The following is a 16,819-nucleotide window of genomic DNA, read 5'->3' on the forward strand; positions in this document are numbered from 1 at the left end:
GCATGCTTCGTCATGTCATCGGAACCCTGTGCCTGATGGCGTCCGTCGCTCACGCAGCAGCACCCACCGTGCTGCTCGTGGGTGACAGCACCATGGCGCCGCAAACCGGTTACGGTGATGCCTTGTGCCAGCGTCTTGAGCCGGCTTCGCTTTGCCTGAATCTGGGGCGCGGCGGGCGCAGCACGCTCAGCTATCGGGCCGAAGGGCTGTGGGCGCGTGCGCTGGCGCGGGTCAGCGCTCGGCCAGCCGGCACGCCCGCCCATGTGCTGATCCAGTTTGGCCACAACGACCAAGCAGGCAAGCCGGGTCGCTCCACCGATCTGGCCCGCGAGTACCCGGCCAACCTGACACGCTTCATTCAGGATCTGCGTGCCGTTCAGGCCCAGCCGGTCCTGGTGACGCCGCTGACGCGTCGCCAGTTCAAGGCCGGCGTGCTGCAGGATGATCTGCAGCCCTGGGCAGAGGCGATGCGCACCGTGGCCCGAGAGCAGCAAGTACCCTTGGTGGACCTGCACAATCTCAGCATGGCCGCCGTACGCGAGCTGGGCAGCACGGCAGCGGATGCGCTGGCGCAGGCGGCCCCGGGGCAACCCGCTTTTGACCACACCCATCTGGGCCCCCGTGGCGCCTGCCTGTTCGCCGAGCTGCTGTCGCGCGAACTGGCCGCACAGCTGCCAGCCCTGGATCTTCCGCGCAGCGCGCAGCCAGACTGCGCAGAGCTTTCTCCCCCTTCGGCAGAGTCCACGCCCGCCGCAGCGCCCGCTCCCTTGCACAGGGCAAGTTTTCAGCATGCGGGCTGGGCCGTCGGGACCTTGGGTGGACGGGGCGGACGCATCATCAAGGTCACCACGCTGAATCAAAGTGGACCCGGATCGCTGCGAGCGGCCCTGGAGTCCGAAGGACCGCGCATCGTGGTGTTCGAAGTCGGCGGCGTCATCGACCTGCAAGGGAACGCGCTCGAGATCCGCCATCCCTTCGTGACACTGGCCGGCCAGACGGCGCCCGAGCCAGGCATCACCCTCATCAAGGGCGAGCTGAACATCCGCAGCCATGACGTGATGATTCAGCACCTCAGCGTGCGACCCGGTGCCTACGGTCGTGCGAAACGCAGCGGCGCCGACCACGACGGCATTTCCACCCATGCCGGCGCGCACCAGGTGATCGTCGACCACTGCAGCTTTTCCTGGGCCACGGACGAAAACCTGTCGGTCGGCGGGCCACGCTTCGAAGGCGCTGACCCGGTCGCCTGGCGCCGCGCCACCTCGCACGAGATCACCTACAGCAACAACCTGATCTTCGAGGGCCTGGCCGACAGCGTGCACCCCAAGGGCGAGCACTCCAAGGGCAGCCTGGTGCATGACAACGCCACAGGCGTTCTGCTGCTCGGCAATATCTACGCCAGCAATCGTGAGCGCAACGCCTTGTTCAAGGGCGGCGTGTATGCCGCGATGGTCAACAACCTGATCTACAACCCGGGCGCCAAGGCCGTGCACTACAACCTTGTTGCGCACGAATGGTTGAACCGACCCTATCAGACAGGCAAGCTGGCCTTGGTGGGCAATGCCTTGCGCTACGGGCCAGACACGCCGGCCGGCACACCGCTGTTCAGCCTGGGTGGGCACGGGGACATCGAGTTGCACCTGGCGGACAACATCGCGATGGATATGAACGGCAACAGCGTGGCGCTGACCGGGCGCTACACCTCGGGCTCAGCCCGTCTGCTGGTCGCCGGCAGTGCCGAGCGCCCGGCCTATCTGCCGCCACGGCTGAGCGCCTTGCCGGCCTCGCAGTTGGAGGACCACATCTTGCTGACGGCAGGCGCCCGCCCTTGGAACCGCGACCCCATCGACTTCAAGCTGCTGTCGGATGTGGCCGAGGGGCGGGGCCGCATCATCGACAGCGAAACCGAGTCGAGCGGCTACCCCCGCTATCCCGCGACCATGCGTGCCTTCGACCCGGCGGCCTGGCAGTTGCAGGACATGAGCCCCAAGGCCGGCTGGGATTCCCTGTTTTCCAAGAGCAAGCCATGAGCAAAGGCGTGGATGTCCGCGGTGTGAGCTCAGTTCATGGCGCAGGTATTGACACTTGAAGAGGAGACCGATCGTGTTCCCACTACGTCCTGCGCCAGCATCGCGCTTGTGTCGCGCGAAGCGCCGCCTGCGGCAAGGCGTTTTCGTGCTTGCCTTGGCAACGCTTTGTGCCGAGGCAGGTGCTGCAGTCATTGGCAGCAACCCACCGGCTCCGCCCTTGAACCAGGAGCGCGTGGCTGGCTTGGCGGAGCCTGCTCGGCAAGCCTGGGTCGACTATTTGGCCGCCTCGGCCCGACAGCGCCAGACGGACCGCGCAGTCCTGGCTGCTGAACGAAGTGCGGGGCACGCCATACCCGCTCCGCCGGGCTCGGGCAAAAGCGAAGCCAGCATGCCGCTGGATCGCCCGTCCGCCTGGTATGCCAGCGCCGAGGCATTGCGGGTCGCAGACAATATCGTGAGCTTTCAGACGCCCGCCGGCGGCTGGGGCAAGAATCAGCCGCGCGACCAGCCGCCGCGTCAGCCGGGCCAAGCTTTTGTGGCCAGCAATGCGTCGGCTTTTGCGCAGGCGGGTGATTTTGACGCGCAGCATGAGCATGAATGGAGTTATGTCGGCACCATCGACAACGACGCGACTCTGACGGAAATCCGTTTCTTGGCGCGGGTGCAGGCAGCTCTGCCCGCAACGGCGTCTGCGGCTTATCGAGCTGCGTCCATCAAAGGCCTGCAGTACCTGTTGAGCGCCCAGTTTCCGAACGGTGGCTGGCCGCAGGTCTGGCCTCTGCAGGGCGGCTATCACGATGCCATCACCCTCAACGATGACGCGATGGTGGGCGTCGCCAGCCTGCTCGGGGATGTCGCCGCCGCACTCAGCCCTTTCGACTTCGTGCCACCGGACTTGCGAAGCCGGGCTGCGGTGGCGCAGCAGCGCGCCAGCCGCCTGCTGGTCGAGCTGCAGGTGCGCGTGGATGGGCGCCGTCTGCTGTGGGCGCAGCAGCACGACGGACTCAGTTTGCTGCCCGTCTCGGCGCGCAACTATGAGCCGCCCGCGCTGAGCAGCTCCGAAAGCGCCAGCGTCCTGATCTACCTGATGCGCCTGCCCCATCCCGATGCCGACACTGTTGCGGCTGTGGAGGCGGCGGTCCAGACCTTGCGAGAGTTGGAAATCTTCGATCAGGTCTGGGATCGACCTGCCGGCACGACGGTGCGCGGTCTTCGTCGGCATCCCGGCGCTCGCCATCTTTGGGCTCGCTACTACGATGCCCGGACCTTGAAACCGGTCTTCGGAGACCGCGACAAGTCTCTGCACGACGATGTGGCTGGAATCAGCCCCGAGCGTCGCAATGGCTACGCCTGGTTCGTGACCTCGCCCCGGGGGGCACTCCAGGCCTATGAGAGTTGGGCTCATCGTCTGCCCGAGCGGCCTGCTAGCGCATCTCGGTCGGATGCAGCGAAGCCCTCCCAGTGAGTCGCAAGGGAAATTCGGATCAGCTCGCCCTGGGGCATATGGGACGTGGGCTTGGCCATGGCGCCCTATGCCTTGAGCCCGGCCGCCGCCGAGTGAGACGCCGCAGACGTGGCAAGGGCTAGGCAGCCCAGGCCGCTCATGCTCTGTGCCACCGCCTCGTCGAGCGGCGTGTGCGGCTCTTCGCCGAGCAGGGCGCACAGCCGGGCGTTGTCCAGGCGCACGGGCTGGCGCCAGAGGTAGCGCATCTCCTGCATCTCGCGCAGCGTGGCCACAAAAGGCGCCAGCATGCGCATCAGCCACCAGGGAAAGGCGCGCAGCCGCGGCTGCGGCAGGCCGTGCTGTGCCATCACGCGCTGGATGGCCTCGCCCATCTGGCGCCCGTCGGCATCCCAGTGGCCGGCCATGTGAAAGCTTGCAAAAGCCGGCAGCTCAGCGCGCCGCTGCACCAGGGCCACCATGGTGCGCGCCACATCGGGCAGAAAGGCCCACTGGTGGCCCACGCCCGGCGTGGCCGGCAGCAGCACGCGCGAGGGTGGCCGGCCCGGTTGGATCAAGCCCTGCGAAAACCAGTTGTTGCCCGGCTGCGGGCCGAAGAAATCGCCAGCGCGCACGATCAGCACCTGGCAGGGGCGCTCGGCAGCCTCGTTCGTGGCTGCTTGCAGGCGCCGCTCCATCTCCACGCGGATGGCACCCTTGCGGCTGGGCGGCTGCTGCGGCGTGTCCTCGCGCAGCGGCATCGGTGCGTCCGGCGCGTAGTTGTAGACCGTGCCCGGCAGTAGCAGGCAAGCGCCCTGCTCGCACGCCGCGGCGATGCTCGCGTCCAGCATGGGCAGCACCAGCTCGGCCCAGCGCAGGTAGCCGGGCGGGTTGACGGCATGCACGATCAGCTGGCAGCCCTGGGCGGCCTGGCGCACGGCTGCGCCGTCCAGCGCATCGCCGCGCTGCCAGGCGATGCCGCTGCGGGCCTGGGCCGCGCTGGGCGGCTCGCGTTTGAGGCCGCGCACCTGCCAGCCGGCGGCCAGCAGCTGGCGGGCCACCTCGCCGCCGATGCCGCCGCTGGCGCCCAGGACCAGGGCCGTGCCGGTGTTTGTGAAGGGAGTGACGGAGGTGGGGGTGTGTGCGCTGTTCATGGCCGCCAGTCTCGGCCGGCCAGGCCGCGCGCGGAACTGCCGACGATGTGCCAGCGGCTATACAGTTCTGCATGGACTCCAAGAACAAAGATCCCGAAAGCAGCGCCAGCAACAAGCCCGGCAAGGACATCGGCTGGGAGCTGTACCGCACCTTCCTCGGCGTCTTGCAGGAGGGCTCGCAATCGGGCGCCGCTCGCGCCCTGGGCCTGGCCCAGCCAACCGTGGGCCGGCATATCGAAGCGCTGGAGCAGGCCCTGGGCCTGCCGCTCTTCACCCGCTCGCAGCAAGGCCTGTTGCCCACCGAGGCGGCTCTGAGCCTGCGCGAAGGCGCCGAGGCCATGGCCCACCAGGCGGCGTCGCTGCAGCGTTTGGCACAAGAGCGCCAGCTCGGCGCCCAGGGCCAGCTGCGCGGCGTGGTGCGGGTGACGGCCAGCGAGGTCATGGGCGTGGAAGTGCTGCCGCCCATCCTGGCCCGGCTGGCGCAAGACGAGCCCGGCCTGGTGATCGAGCTGGTGCTGAGCAACCGCATGCAGGATCTGCTGCAGCGCGAGGCCGACATCGCTGTGCGCATGACCGCGCCCACGCAGGAGCAGCTGATCGCGCGCCGCCTGGGCACGTTGGAGCTGGGCCTGTTCGCCCGCAGCGACTACCTGGACCGCGCCGGCCGCCCGGTCACGCTGGAGGATCTGGCTGCGCACCGCCTGGTCGGCTATGACCAGGAAACGCCCTTCATCCGTGCCGCCCGCCAGGGCTTCCCGAGCTGGCGCCGCGAGGCCTTTGCCCTGCGCAGCGACAGCGATCTGGCCCAGCTGGCCTTGCTGCGCGCCGGCGCCGGACTCGGCGTCTGCCAGGTTGCCTTGGCGCGGCGCAGCCCGGGTTTGGAGCGCGTGCTGCCCGAGCAGCTCAGCCTGCCGCTGGAAACCTGGCTGGCCATGCACGAAGACCTGCGCCAAAGCCTGGCCTGCAAGCGCGTGTTCGAGGCCCTGGCCGAGGGCTTGAGTGAAATGATGGCGGCACCGGCCTGACGGGGCCGCCCCAAATCGCGGAAAATGCCGGCATCCAGCCCCGCCCGGGGCCTTTTGTTTTTTGACGATTGCTGCTGCCATGACCGACACCGCCGCTCCCACCGACCGCCCTGCCATTCCCGACCACCTGTCCATCGACCCGCGCAGCCCGCACCACGATGCCGCCGTGTTCCAGCACGACATCGGCATCCGCCTGAACGGCAAGGAGCGCTTCGATGTGGCCGAGTACTGCATCAGCGAAGGCTGGGTCAAGGTGCCGGCCGGCCGCACCGTGGACCGCAAGGGCAACCCGGTGATGATCAAGCTCAAGGGCACGGTCGAAGCTTTCTACAGCTGAAGCCCCGCCCGAGCCTGCCCCTGCCAGGCCGCGCGCTGCCCGCATGCTGGACCCCGCGTATTTTTCTGCCGCGCAGATTTTTGGTTATGTCGCCTTCGCTTGCGGCGTGGCCTGTTTTGCGCAGACCGACGATCGCCGCTTCAAGGTCTTCATGGCCCTGGAGTGTTTCGCCTATGTGCTGCACTTCTGGCTGCTCGGCCAATCTACCGCTGTTGCCAGCAGCCTGGTATCGCTGGGCCGCTCGCTGGCCTCGCTGCGCAGCCGCTCGCCCTGGGTGGGCCTGGGCTTCATTGGCCTGAGTGCGGGCCTGGGCCTGTGGCTGCAGCAGGGCTGGCTCTCGCTGCTGCCGATTGCCGCCTCCTGCATCGGCACGACGGCGCTGTTTTTCTTGAGCGGGCTGCGCATGCGCCTGCTGATGCTGCTGGGCACCTTGCTCTGGTTGGTCAACAACCTGGTGGTGGGCTCGGTGGGCGGCAGCTTGCTCGAAGCCACCATCGCCCTGACCAACAGCTGGACGCTGTGGCGGCTCTGGCGCCGCCCGCCGGAGGCCGCTCAGGCCACGTGAGCTTTAACCCGATTCAGCGCCCGCGGCGGAACAGCGAGGCCCAGCCGGCGCGTGGGCTCATGTCATCCAGATTCCAGGCCTCGGGCTGAAACGCCTGCTTGCTGGGCGCGTAGCGCGGGTAGCCGCTGGCGTTCTGCAGCTCGCTGTCGATGATCTGGCCACGACCTTCGGCCACATCGGACAGCAGCTTGAAATCAATCGGGTCGCGGTCCCAGGGCCGGGCGCCCACGGCCAGGGGCAGCTCCGCCTCCAGGCGCCGTGCCGGCAGGATGCGGCTCAGCGGCAGATCGGCGGGCAGCTCGGGCGCTTGCAGCTGCAGGATGCGCGCCTGGCCGGCGCTGTAGATGCCGGTCTGGGCCACGGCGGCGCCGTACTCGTCCACCGCCAGGTTGTCGTGCAGGAACAGCGCCACATCGCCGTGGCCGCCGAGCGCGAACAAGGGCGTGTTGGGCCGCGTGTCCGGCCCCTGGCGGTAGGCATTGCCGATCAGGCTGATGCGGCCGGTCTGCCAGGGGTGGGGCGCCCACTCATGCGCGACCAGGTTGTAGTGCACCGCCTTGTTGCCGGGGTTGTAGATCAGGTTGTTGACCATGGCCGCCTGCACGCCGCCTTTGAACAAGGCATTGCGCTCGCGGTTGGAGGCGTAGAGATTGGCGTAGAGCAGGATGCCGCTGGCGTTGTCGTGCACCAGGGTGCCCTTGGAATGCTCGCCCTTCTCGTGCACCGAATAGCCCAGGCCTTCGTAGATCAGGTTGTGGCTGTAGGTGATGGCGTGCGAGGTGTTGCGGCGCCAGTCCTCGGGCGTGGCGCCCTCGAAACGCGGGCCGCCGACCGACAGGTTTTCGTCCGTGGCCCAAGACAGGCTGCAGTGGTCGACGATGACGTGGTGGGCCGCGCCCTGGGTGGAGATGCCGTCTTGGTCGGCTCCGCTTTTCTTGGCGCGGCCGAACTCGCCGGGCCGGAACATCAGGTGCTGGACGATCACCTGGTGGGTGGCGATATTGGTCTCGCCCTTGATCACGGTGATGCCGGGTTTGGGGGCGGTCTGGCCGGCGATGGTCAGGTAAGGGTGGCGGATGTTGATGGTCTGGCCGGCCAGGTCGATGACGCCGCCGACCTCAAACACCACGATGCGCGGCCCCTCGGCCTCCAGCGCTTCGCGCAGCGAGCCGGGGCCGGATTCGTTGAGGTTGCTGACCCGAAGGATGCGCCCGCCGCGGCCGCCCACGGTGCCGGCGGCCCAGCCTTGCACACTGATGCCGGCAGGGTCCAGCTGGGGCGTTGGTGGGCCCTCGGCGCTGGCGCTGAAAGACAAGGCCAGCAGGCAGACGCTGGCAAGCAGGTGTCGACGACGCATGGCGGTACTCATGACTGGGGCTGCAGCAGATCGGCCATCAGCGCCGGCTCGATCAAGGCGCCGCGGTGCTGGATCACGCGCGCGGCCAGGCGGTTGCCGAAGCGGGCCGATTCCAGCGCCGGGCGGCCACGCAGGCGCTGGCTCAGATAGCCGCCGGCAAAGGAGTCGCCGGCCGCGGTGGTGTCGACCACGCGCTCGACGCGCTCGGTGGCGGCTGCCTGCCAGTCCGGGGCGCCGGCTTCGGGCGCGCGCACCAAGGTGGGGTCGGCGCCGCGCTTGATCAGCAGCTCGCGCGGGGCCAGGTCTTGCGCGGCGGCCACCGCCTCGGCCAGGCTGGGCAGTTCGAACAGGGCCTGGTGGTCGTCGGCGGTGATCAGGCCCACGCTGGCCAGGTCCAGGGCGCGGCGGAAGACGGCCTGCGCCTCGGCGCGGCTGGCCCAGAGCCGCGGCCGGTAGTTGTTGTCGAACACCACCATGGCGCCTCGCGCCCGCAGCGCCTTCATCAAGGCAAACACGCGCTCGCGCCCGGCCGGCGGCAGGATGGCCAGGCTGATGCCGCTCAGGTAAAACAAGTCCCAGTCGGCGGTCTGGTCCTCCAAAGGTGTGCGCTCGCTCTCAAAGTAAGCCTTGGCTGCGCTGGTGTCGCGCCAGTAGTTGAAGCTGCGCTCGCCGCGCGCATCGACCTCGATCATGTAAAGCCCTGGCATGCGGCCGGGAATCTGGCGCACCAGATCCAGGGCCAGGCCTTCGGCCGCCCAGCGCTCCATCAGGCCACGGCTGAGGCCGTCCTCGCCCAGGCCGGTGGCGTAGTGCACGGTGTAGGGCGCGGCGGCCTCGGCCTCGTTCTGGCCTGGGTCCGCAGCACAGCGCGCCAGATAGACGGCCGTGTTCAGGGTGTCGCCGCCAAAGCCTTGTTGCAGCGCGCCAAAGGCCGGGCCGACCAGCTCCAGCATGCATTCACCGAGCACCGCCACCTGCTTTGTTGAAGCTACCCTCATGGAATCCCTTAGTGATTTGGAACGCTGTTTCGTTATTCTATTTGCGAGCGAACGAATTTCGAAACAAGGGCTGACCCTGATGCGCCGAGGCTGAGGCCGCGTGCGTGCCGGGGCAGACCCTCCCCCACTCGCCCGGAGACGCCCCCCATGTTTTGCCCCCGCTTCAAGATCCTGCCCGCCGCCGCCCTGCTGGCCCTGGCGCTGAGCCAGCCGGCCGCCCAGGCACTGACCCTGCGCGCCGCCGATGTGCACAACAGCAATGAGTACCCGACCGTGCTGGCGCTCAAGCGCATGGGCGAGCTGCTGGAGCAGCGCAGCGCCGGGCGCATCAAGCTCAAGGTCTTCAACAAGGGCGCTCTGGGCACCGAGAAGGAAACCATCGACCAGCTCAAGATCGGCGCGCTCGAGCTGACCCGCGTGCACATCAGCCCCATGAACGCCATCTGCCCGCAGACCCAGGTGCCGACCATGCCCTTCTTGTTCCGCTCGGTGGCGCAGATGCGCCGCGCGCTGGACGGCCCGGCCGGCGAGGAGATCCTGCGTGCCTGCGAGCCGCAGGGCTTCATCGGCCTGGCTTTCTACGACAGCGGTGCCCGCTCCATCTATGCCCGCAAGCCGATCAAGAATCCGGCCGATGCCAAGGGCTTGAAGATCCGCGTGCCGCAGTCGGACCTCTGGGTGGCGGTGGCCGCGGCCCTGGGCGCCAATGCCACGCCCATGCCGGTGGGCGAGGTCTACACCGGGCTCAAGACCGGCCTGGTCGATGCCGCCGAGAACAACCTGCCCTCGTTTGAAGGCTTCAAGCATTTCGAGGCGGTCAAGTTCTACTCCCGCACCGAGCATTCCATGGCGCCCGAGCTGCTGCTGATGAGCAAAAAGGTCTACGACGGCCTGCCGCCGGCCGACCAGCAGCTGATCCGCGCCGCGGCCAAGGAATCGGTCGCTTTCCAGCGCCTGCGCTGGGACGAGCAGGAGGCGAAATCGCTGGCGATGGTGAAAGCCGGTGGCGCGCAGATCGTTGACGTGGACAAGAGCGCCTTCCAGGCTGTGATGCCGCCGGTCTACGCCCGCTTCATGAACACGCCGGAGCTGCAGCGCCTGGTCAAGACCCTGCGGGAGACACCGTGAACGCCCCCGCATTCACGCGCTTGTGCGCCGCCCTGTCCAAGCTGGCGCTGGTGTCCGCCGTGGTCTGCCTGATCGCGGTGCTGCTGTGCGTGCAGTTGCAGGTGGTGGGCCGTTATGTCTTCAACGACACGCCCACCTGGACCGAGGGCCTGGCCATGCTGCTGGTGCTTTATGTCACGGCCTTTGGCGTGGCCGTGGGCGTGCGCGATGCCGGCCACATCGGCCTGGAGTCCTTGCTGGTGCTGCTGCCCGAGCGCTGGCGCTTGCGCCTGGAGCTGCTGGTCCATGCCCTGGTGGCGGGCTTTGGCGCGCTGATGGCGCAGTCGGGCTGGGTCTGGACGCAGCTGAAATGGAGCGAGCCCAAGCCCATGTTGGGCGTGCCCGAGGGCCTGGACTACCTGCCGCTGCTGATTGCCGGCGTGCTGATCGTGCTGTTCTCGCTGGAGCATATGCGTGCGCTCTGGCGCGGTGAGGCGGTGCGCCCGTCCTGGTACTGAACCCAGCGCAGCACGCCGCCTGGCGAAGCCTGCCCCCTTTTGATTCACAAGGAATTGATGCGATGGAACTCTGGGTTCTGGGCCTGAGCTTTGCCCTCTTGCTGCTGCTGGGCGTGCCGGTGGCTTTTGCCATCGGCCTGTCCTCGGTGGCCACCATGCTGGCGGCCGATCTGCCACTGGCCCTGGTCTTTCAGAAGATGGTCGGTGGCATGCAGGTCTTCTCCTTCCTGGCCATTCCCTTCTTCGTGTTCGCCGGCGAGCTGATGCTCTACGGCGGCATTGCCGACCGCATCGTGCGCTTCGCCAACAGCCTGATCGGCCATGTGCGCGGCGGTTTGGGCATGAGCAATGTGCTGGGTTGCACCTTGTTCGGCGGGGTGGCGGGTTCGCCGCTGGCCGATGTCTCGGCCATGGGCTCGGTGATGATTCCGCTGATGAAGAAGGAGGGCTACCACGCCGATTACGCGGTCAATGTGACCACGCATGCGGCCCTGGTCGGCGCCCTGATGCCGACCTCGCACAACCTCATCATCTTCGTGCTGGCCGCATCGGGCATCGCCTCGGTCAGCGTCTTCGGCCTGATCCTGGCGGCCTTGATCCCGGCCCTGCTGCTGACCCTGGCCAATCTGGCCGCGGCCTACGGTGTGGCCGTGCGGCGCGGCTATCCCACGCATGGCGCCTTCCCGGGCTGGGCGGCGGTGGGCCGCGCTTTTGTCGGCGCCCTGCCGGGCCTGTTGGTGGTGGTGATCATCCTGGCCGGCATCCTCAGCGGTGTCTTCACCGCCACCGAGTCGGCCGCCACGGCGGTGTTCTGGGCCCTGGGGGTGACGGTCTTCGTCTACCGCTCGCTGAGCTGGCAGAACTTCCTCAAGGCCTGCGCCAAAGCCTGCAAGACCACGGGCGTGGTGCTGCTGCTGATCGGCATCTCCTCGGCCTTCGGCTACTTCATGGCCTTGTACGAGGTGCCGCAGCGCACCGGTGAGCTGATGCAAAGCGTCAGCCAGAGCCCCTGGGTGATCTTTCTGATGGTCAACCTGCTGCTCTTCGTGCTCGGCACCTTCCTGGACATGGCGGCCACCATCCTGATCTGCACGCCGATCTTTCTGCCCATCTGCCAGCAGTACGGCATGGACCCGCTGCAGTTCGGCATCCTGATGCTGATCAACTGCGCCCTGGGCCTGAACACGCCCCCGGTCGGCAGCACCCAGTTCGTCGGCTGCGCCATCGGCGGCATCTCGGTCGGCCAGGTCATGCGCTCGATCTGGCCCTTCTACGGCGCCTTGCTGGCCACGCTGGCGCTGGTGACCTTTGTGCCGGCGATCTCGCTTTGGCTGCCGGCGCTGATGAAGTGAGCGGGCCCCTCACTTGCCGATGCAAAACTTGCTGAAGATCTCGCCGAGCAAGTCGTCCGCCGAGAAGGCCCCGGTGATTTCGCCCAGGGCGTCGTGGGCCAGCCGCAATTCTTCGGCCAGCAGGTCCAGCGCCGGCGGCTGCTGGTGGGCCACGGCCTGGGCCATGTCCAGATGTTCCCGTGTGCGGCGCAGGGCCTGCACATGGCGCTCGCGGGCGATGTAGAGGCCTTCGGGCGTGGCTTGCCAGCCGACCTGCTGCAGCAGGCGCTGGCGCAGGGCTTGTAGGCCGGCGCCGGACTTGGCAGAGAGGCTCAGCGCGCCCTCGGGCACCGGCACGGCATTCGGCGCATCGCTCTTGTTGAACACTTGCAGGATGCGCTCGGCTGACACGTTAGCAAGACGGGCTGAGATCAAGCGGTCCTCGGCCTCGTAGTCGGCCTGGCCGACGCGGGTCAGGTCGTGCAGGAAGAGGATCACATCGGCATCGGCAATCGCCTCCCAGCTGCGCGCCACGCCGATGCGTTCGACCTCGTCCTCGGTGTCGCGCAGGCCGGCGGTGTCGCTGATGTGCAGGGGCACACCTTCGATCTGTATGGTCTGGCTGACCTTGTCGCGCGTGGTGCCCGGGATGGGCGTGACGATGGCCAGCTCGGCGCCGGCCAGGGCGTTCAGCAGCGAGCTCTTGCCCACATTGGGTTGGCCGGCCAGCACCACCTTGATGCCCTCGCGCAGCAAGGCGCCCTGGCGGGTGCGGTCCAGCACGGCGTCCAGGCGCTGCTGCAGCCGGCTCAGGCGGCCGAGTGCATCGGCCTGCTGCAGGAAATCGATCTCTTCTTCCGGGAAGTCCAGGGTCGCCTCGACCAGCATGCGCAGCTTGATCAGGGCGTCGCGCAGCTCGCCCACCTCGCCCGAGAGCGCGCCGCCCAGCGCCCGGCTGGCGCTGCGGGCCGCGGCCTCGGTGCTGGCGTCGATCAGGTCGCTGACGGCCTCGGCCTGGGCCAGGTCCAGCTTGCCATTGAGAAAGGCGCGCTGGGTGAACTCACCCGGCTCGGCCAGGCGCAGGGCCAAGCCCTGTTCACGCCCCGCTTCCAGGCAGCGCGCCAGCAAGAGTTGCAGCACCACCGGGCCACCGTGGGCCTGCAGCTCCAGCACATGCTCGCCGGTGTAGGAATGTGGCGCCGGGAACAGCAAGGCCAGGCCCTGGTCGATGGCCGCACCGGCCGCGTCGCGAAAAGGCAGGTAGGTGGCCTCGCGCGCCTTCAGTGCCTTGCCGCAGACGGCGGCCACCAAGGGGGTCAGGTCTTGCGGGGACGAGACCCGAACGATGCCAACGGCGCCTCGACCGGGTGCGGTGGCGATGGCGGCAATGGGGTCGTGGTGGCGGGAGAGCATGCTGAATTATCGGTGGCCTGTACCAAGCGAAGACGCCGGCGTTGCTTTGTGCAACGTCGGCGTCAAGTCTTCAGTATGTGGCGCGGGGGAGGCCGGGGCCCAGCGCTCGCGTGAGCCTGGATCTCGGGCCTGGGTCCATCGTCCGGAGTCGGCGATGAAACTCTGCCCCGCATGATCGGATTGGAGGCCTGTCTCGCGCAAGAAAAAAGCCCCCAGCTATGGGGTAGCTGGGGGCTTCGTGAACTATTGCAAGTGTCGGGCACTTGCGAGCGGCTGCGGCAGATCTAGTTCTGCACGCCCAGCTGCTTGTTGATCACCCATTGCTGGGCGATCGACAGGATGTTGTTGGTCAGCCAGTACAGCACCAGGCCCGAGGGGAAGATGAAGAACATGAAGCTGAAGGCCAGCGGCATGATCCACATCATCTTGGCCTGCATCGGGTCCGGCGGGGTCGGGTTCAGCCAGACCTGGAACAGGCTGGAGGCCGTCATCAGCAGGGGCAGGATGAAGTAGGGGTCCTTGGCGGACAGGTCAACGATCCAGCCCAGCCAGGGCGCGCCACGCATTTCCACGGTGGACAGCAGCACCCAGTACAGGCCCATGAAGAAGGGCATCTGCAAGAAGATGGGCAGGCAACCGCCGATGGGGTTGACCTTCTCCTCGCGGTAGATCTTCATCATCTCCTGCTGCATCTGCTGCGGCTTGTCCTTCAGGCGCTCGCGCATTTCCTGAATCTTGGGGCCGACGGCCTTCATCTTGGCCATGCTGCGGTAGGCGCTGGCGTTCAGCCAGTAGAAGGCGATCTTCAGCAGCACCACCAAGGCGATGATGGCCCAGCCCCAGTTGCCCAAGATGGAGTGCAGCTTTTCCAGCAGCCAGAACAGGGGCTTGGCCAGGATGGCGAAGATGCCGTAGTCCTTCACCAGCTCCAAGCCCGGGGCCAGAGCGGCGAGCTTGTTTTCTTCCTGCGGGCCGACAAACAGCTGATCCAGCTTGGTGGCGGTGGCGCCCGGTGCCAGCTGGGGCAGGGTGAAGACCATGCCGACGGCGTACTGCTCGGGAGCGGCGCCCTTGACCTTGTTGACGAAGAACTCGCGCGGCGCGGCTTCGTTGTGCAGCCAGGCGCTGGCGAAGTAATGCTGGACCATGGCCACCCAACCGTCATTGGCGGTCTTTTCGTGGTCGGTCTTGCCCTTCTCGATGTCCTTGAACTCGAACTTCTGGAACTTGTTCTTGTCGTTGTAGATCGCCGGGCCGGTGAAGGTGCCGGTGAAGGCCGTACCGCCGGGGCCGGCCACGCCGTCGCGCACCAGCTGCACATAGACCTGCGGGGTCAGCGGGGCCGCGCCCTTGTTGATGACCTCGTGCTTGACGCCGATGACGTAGTCGCCGCGCTTGAAGCTGTAGGTCTTCACATAGACGACGCCGCCGACTTCGGCCGACTCCAGGCGCACCAGCAGCTCGTTGGCGCCATCGGCCAGCTTGCGCTCGGGGGTGGTCACCGTCATCAGCGTGTTGTGCGTGGGCAGCTGTTCGCCGCGCGTGCCGACCAGGCCGGTCTGGGCCTTGTAGCTTTGCGTGGCCGCGTCCATCAGCACGATGGGCTTGGGCTCGACCTTGGGCTTGTCCTTCAGGCCCACGGCTTGCAGCAGCGGGTCGAACAGGCCGGGCTCGGGCGAAGCCAGGTACTTGGGCAGCTCGACATGGGTGACATCACCGCCCTGGGTGTCCAGGGTGATGGTCATGACATCGGTGCTGATGTTCAGCTTCTCGCTGCGGGCGGCGACGGGCGCACCCGGCACGGCCGTGGCGCCAGCGGCCAGGCCCGCGGCTGCGGGCACACCCGGCTGCGCGGCCGAACCGGCGGCGGCCACCGGCTTGGCGGCCGGCGGGCTGAACATCGACGGATGTCCGTTGTGCTTTTGCCAGCCGTCCCAGAGCAGGACGAGGGACATGGTGAACACCACCCACAGGACGGTGCGGCGAATATCAGTCATGAGGAGGCTTCTGATTGGGTGGAATTGCGGGGGGAAGGGGAAGGCGAATTCGGCGCGCACAGCCCGAGTCGGCTGAACAGCGCAGGCGGATTGTCAGGCACAGCGTCATGGCCGCCGGCACACAAAGGGTGGCAGCGCAACAGACGGTGCAGGGTCAGATAGCTGCCAGCGGCGGCGCCATGGCGCTGCAAGGCCTCGATCGAGTAGACCGAACAAGTCGGCTCGAAACGGCAGGCGCTGCCCAGCCAGGGGCTCAACAGCAGGCGGTAGCCACGCACCAGGCCGACCAAGGCGCGCTGCGCAATCGAAGGGGCGGCGGGGTCGTGGGCCATGGCGGCTGGCAGGAATGCGGCAGCCGCTCAGGGCTGAGCCGGCGTGTTGCGTGGCAACAGGCGGTTCAGCAACTGGGCGAGTTCGGCGTGCGCAGCAGCGCGCAGCGCATCGGAGGCGGCGCTGGGGAACTGCTTGCGATCAAAAGGCGTGCGCAAACGCACCACCCACAGACCCGGCGGCAAAAGCGGCTGGTCGGCAAAGGCGGCGCGGATTTGGCGCTTCAGCAGGGAGCGCGTGACGGAGCGGCGGGCATGGCGTTTGGGCACGATGACCCCCAACCACTGGCCGTCCGGCAGTGCTTCATCCACAGGGCTGTGGGCTTCTTGTGCATCGCCTGTTGATAACTTGCCTGCAGCGGTGGATAAGACCTTGGCAGGCAGGCTCGGCGAGGCCGACAGATGGTGCACGGCGAAGTGACTGCTGCGCACGCGGCTGGGGCGACCCAGCACGCGTTCAAAGTCGGCCGATCGCACGATGCGGCCGATCATGATTCAGGAAGAAAGAACCTGAATTAGACAGCCAGACGCTTGCGGCCCTTGGCGCGGCGCGCGGCGATGACGGCACGGCCACCGCGGGTCTTCATGCGGACCAGGAAGCCATGGGTGCGGGCGCGACGGGTCTTGGATGCTTGGTAAGTACGTTTCATGATGGAGGCCTCTTGAGAAGGTCTAAGGTCGTCGGATGACGCTTTAGCTGTGGTTGGCGATCAATCGCCGGGTGCAAAACGAGTTGCGGATTGCACCTCAAGCGTCGGCTGGCTCAGGGCTGGTGCTCTGCAGGGCGATGGATCGCCCGGCGGGTTACAGCTCTTTCACCAACAGCCACTGATGTGTGCCGCGCCGGGGCGCCGCTCATGCGTTGGCAACATCGAAACCCTGTGCCGCCAGCGGACCTGTGTACAAGTCGCGCCGCCGGTGGCAGAAATTCGATGCTGCGTTCATTGCCAAGTTCGGCCAAAGCCGAAGTCAGCCATTGTCGCAAGGATGATTGCCTGGCGCCGGGTATGGGCTCACGGTTTTCGGATCCGCTGCTGTGGCTGGCATTTATGCAATGCCGCTCGCCAAGGCAGCAGGCCCAAGGAATGTGCCCACCTATGCACCAAACACCCGACCCAAGGTCCGCAGCGTCCGGAAAACCCGCGATTACACCAAAGAATGCGGCCGCGGTCAATGCCCGGGCATTTGCTAGCGGGGTTTACCGGGGATTGACCGCG

At 67.3% G+C, this 16,819-nt stretch carries 16 protein-coding genes; 8 read left to right on the plus strand and 8 right to left on the minus strand.

The genetic code is table 11. The annotated features are described in order from the left end of the window. The first annotated feature begins 2 nt into the window (after positions 1-2). Both LNV23_RS06500 and pelA read left to right on the plus strand, forming a co-directional pair. On the plus strand, positions 3-2,030 hold the full coding sequence (locus tag LNV23_RS06500) for a GDSL-type esterase/lipase family protein (RefSeq protein WP_263562230.1): 2,028 nt from the start codon (positions 3-5) through the stop codon (positions 2,028-2,030). A 388-nt stretch (positions 2,031-2,418) separates the two neighbouring features. Continuing rightward, positions 2,419-3,495: a pectate lyase gene (pelA, locus tag LNV23_RS06505; RefSeq protein ID WP_263562231.1), complete on the plus strand. Its 1,077-nt coding sequence runs from the start codon at positions 2,419-2,421 to the stop codon at positions 3,493-3,495. Between the two features lie 65 nt (positions 3,496-3,560). On the opposite strand, the gene LNV23_RS06510 is transcribed toward pelA, so the two are convergent. Beyond that, complete coding sequence (locus LNV23_RS06510) at positions 3,561-4,625, minus strand: NAD-dependent epimerase/dehydratase family protein (protein WP_263562232.1); 1,065 nt, start codon at positions 4,623-4,625, stop codon at positions 3,561-3,563. Between the two features lie 71 nt (positions 4,626-4,696). Between LNV23_RS06510 and LNV23_RS06515 the strand changes: the two genes are divergently transcribed. From LNV23_RS06515 to LNV23_RS06525, 3 genes are all read left to right on the plus strand, one after another. Next, the gene (locus tag LNV23_RS06515; RefSeq protein WP_263562233.1) at positions 4,697-5,650 is read left to right on the plus strand and encodes a LysR family transcriptional regulator; all 954 of its coding nucleotides are present in this window, start codon (positions 4,697-4,699) and stop codon (positions 5,648-5,650) included. A 79-nt stretch (positions 5,651-5,729) separates the two neighbouring features. Beyond that, on the plus strand, positions 5,730-5,987 hold the full coding sequence (locus LNV23_RS06520) for a DUF3297 family protein (RefSeq protein WP_263515976.1): 258 nt from the start codon (positions 5,730-5,732) through the stop codon (positions 5,985-5,987). A gap of 43 nt (positions 5,988-6,030) precedes the next feature. Further along, positions 6,031-6,552 carry a YgjV family protein gene (locus tag LNV23_RS06525; RefSeq protein ID WP_263562234.1) on the plus strand — a complete coding sequence of 174 codons (522 nt, stop codon included), beginning with the start codon at positions 6,031-6,033 and terminating at the stop codon, positions 6,550-6,552. Between the two features lie 13 nt (positions 6,553-6,565). On the opposite strand, the gene LNV23_RS06530 is transcribed toward LNV23_RS06525, so the two are convergent. Next, complete coding sequence (locus LNV23_RS06530; protein WP_263562235.1) at positions 6,566-7,909, minus strand: pectate lyase family protein; 1,344 nt, start codon at positions 7,907-7,909, stop codon at positions 6,566-6,568. 8 nt (positions 7,910-7,917) lie between these two features. Then, positions 7,918-8,907, minus strand: a complete 990-nt coding sequence (locus LNV23_RS06535; RefSeq protein WP_263562236.1) for a sugar kinase — start codon at positions 8,905-8,907, stop codon at positions 7,918-7,920. 147 nt (positions 8,908-9,054) lie between these two features. On the opposite strand from LNV23_RS06535, the gene LNV23_RS06540 reads away from it, so the two are divergent. From LNV23_RS06540 to LNV23_RS06550, 3 genes are all read left to right on the plus strand, one after another. Beyond that, positions 9,055-10,035, plus strand: coding sequence for a TRAP transporter substrate-binding protein (locus tag LNV23_RS06540; RefSeq protein ID WP_263562237.1), 981 nt, complete (start codon positions 9,055-9,057; stop codon positions 10,033-10,035). Then, positions 10,032-10,532: a TRAP transporter small permease gene (locus LNV23_RS06545; protein ID WP_263562238.1), complete on the plus strand. Its 501-nt coding sequence runs from the start codon at positions 10,032-10,034 to the stop codon at positions 10,530-10,532. The genes LNV23_RS06540 and LNV23_RS06545 overlap by 4 nt, the downstream gene beginning before the upstream one ends. A gap of 62 nt (positions 10,533-10,594) precedes the next feature. Beyond that, entirely contained in the window at positions 10,595-11,884 is a 1,290-nt protein-coding gene (locus tag LNV23_RS06550) for a TRAP transporter large permease (RefSeq protein ID WP_171828563.1), read from the plus strand. 9 nt (positions 11,885-11,893) lie between these two features. Here LNV23_RS06550 and mnmE read toward each other — a convergent pair whose 3' ends face one another. From mnmE to rpmH, 5 genes are all read right to left on the minus strand, one after another. Next, positions 11,894-13,276 (minus strand): tRNA uridine-5-carboxymethylaminomethyl(34) synthesis GTPase MnmE, encoded by a 1,383-nt coding sequence (gene mnmE / locus LNV23_RS06555; protein ID WP_263562239.1) that lies wholly within the window; start codon positions 13,274-13,276, stop codon positions 11,894-11,896. A gap of 284 nt (positions 13,277-13,560) precedes the next feature. After that, entirely contained in the window at positions 13,561-15,273 is a 1,713-nt protein-coding gene (gene yidC, locus LNV23_RS06560; protein ID WP_263562240.1) for a membrane protein insertase YidC, read from the minus strand. Further along, positions 15,270-15,578, minus strand: coding sequence for a membrane protein insertion efficiency factor YidD (gene yidD / locus LNV23_RS06565; protein ID WP_263517122.1), 309 nt, complete (start codon positions 15,576-15,578; stop codon positions 15,270-15,272). The genes yidC and yidD overlap by 4 nt, the downstream gene beginning before the upstream one ends. 54 nt (positions 15,579-15,632) lie before the next feature. Then, positions 15,633-16,094, minus strand: coding sequence for a ribonuclease P protein component (locus LNV23_RS06570; protein ID WP_263562241.1), 462 nt, complete (start codon positions 16,092-16,094; stop codon positions 15,633-15,635). 23 nt (positions 16,095-16,117) lie between these two features. Further along, on the minus strand, positions 16,118-16,252 hold the full coding sequence (gene rpmH, locus LNV23_RS06575; RefSeq protein WP_054021782.1) for a 50S ribosomal protein L34: 135 nt from the start codon (positions 16,250-16,252) through the stop codon (positions 16,118-16,120). Positions 16,253-16,819 lie beyond the last annotated feature (567 nt).

The sequence above is a fragment of the Kinneretia sp. DJ1R-11 genome (assembly GCF_025717595.1).
Classification (GTDB): Bacteria; Pseudomonadota; Gammaproteobacteria; order Burkholderiales; family Burkholderiaceae_C; genus Paucibacter_A.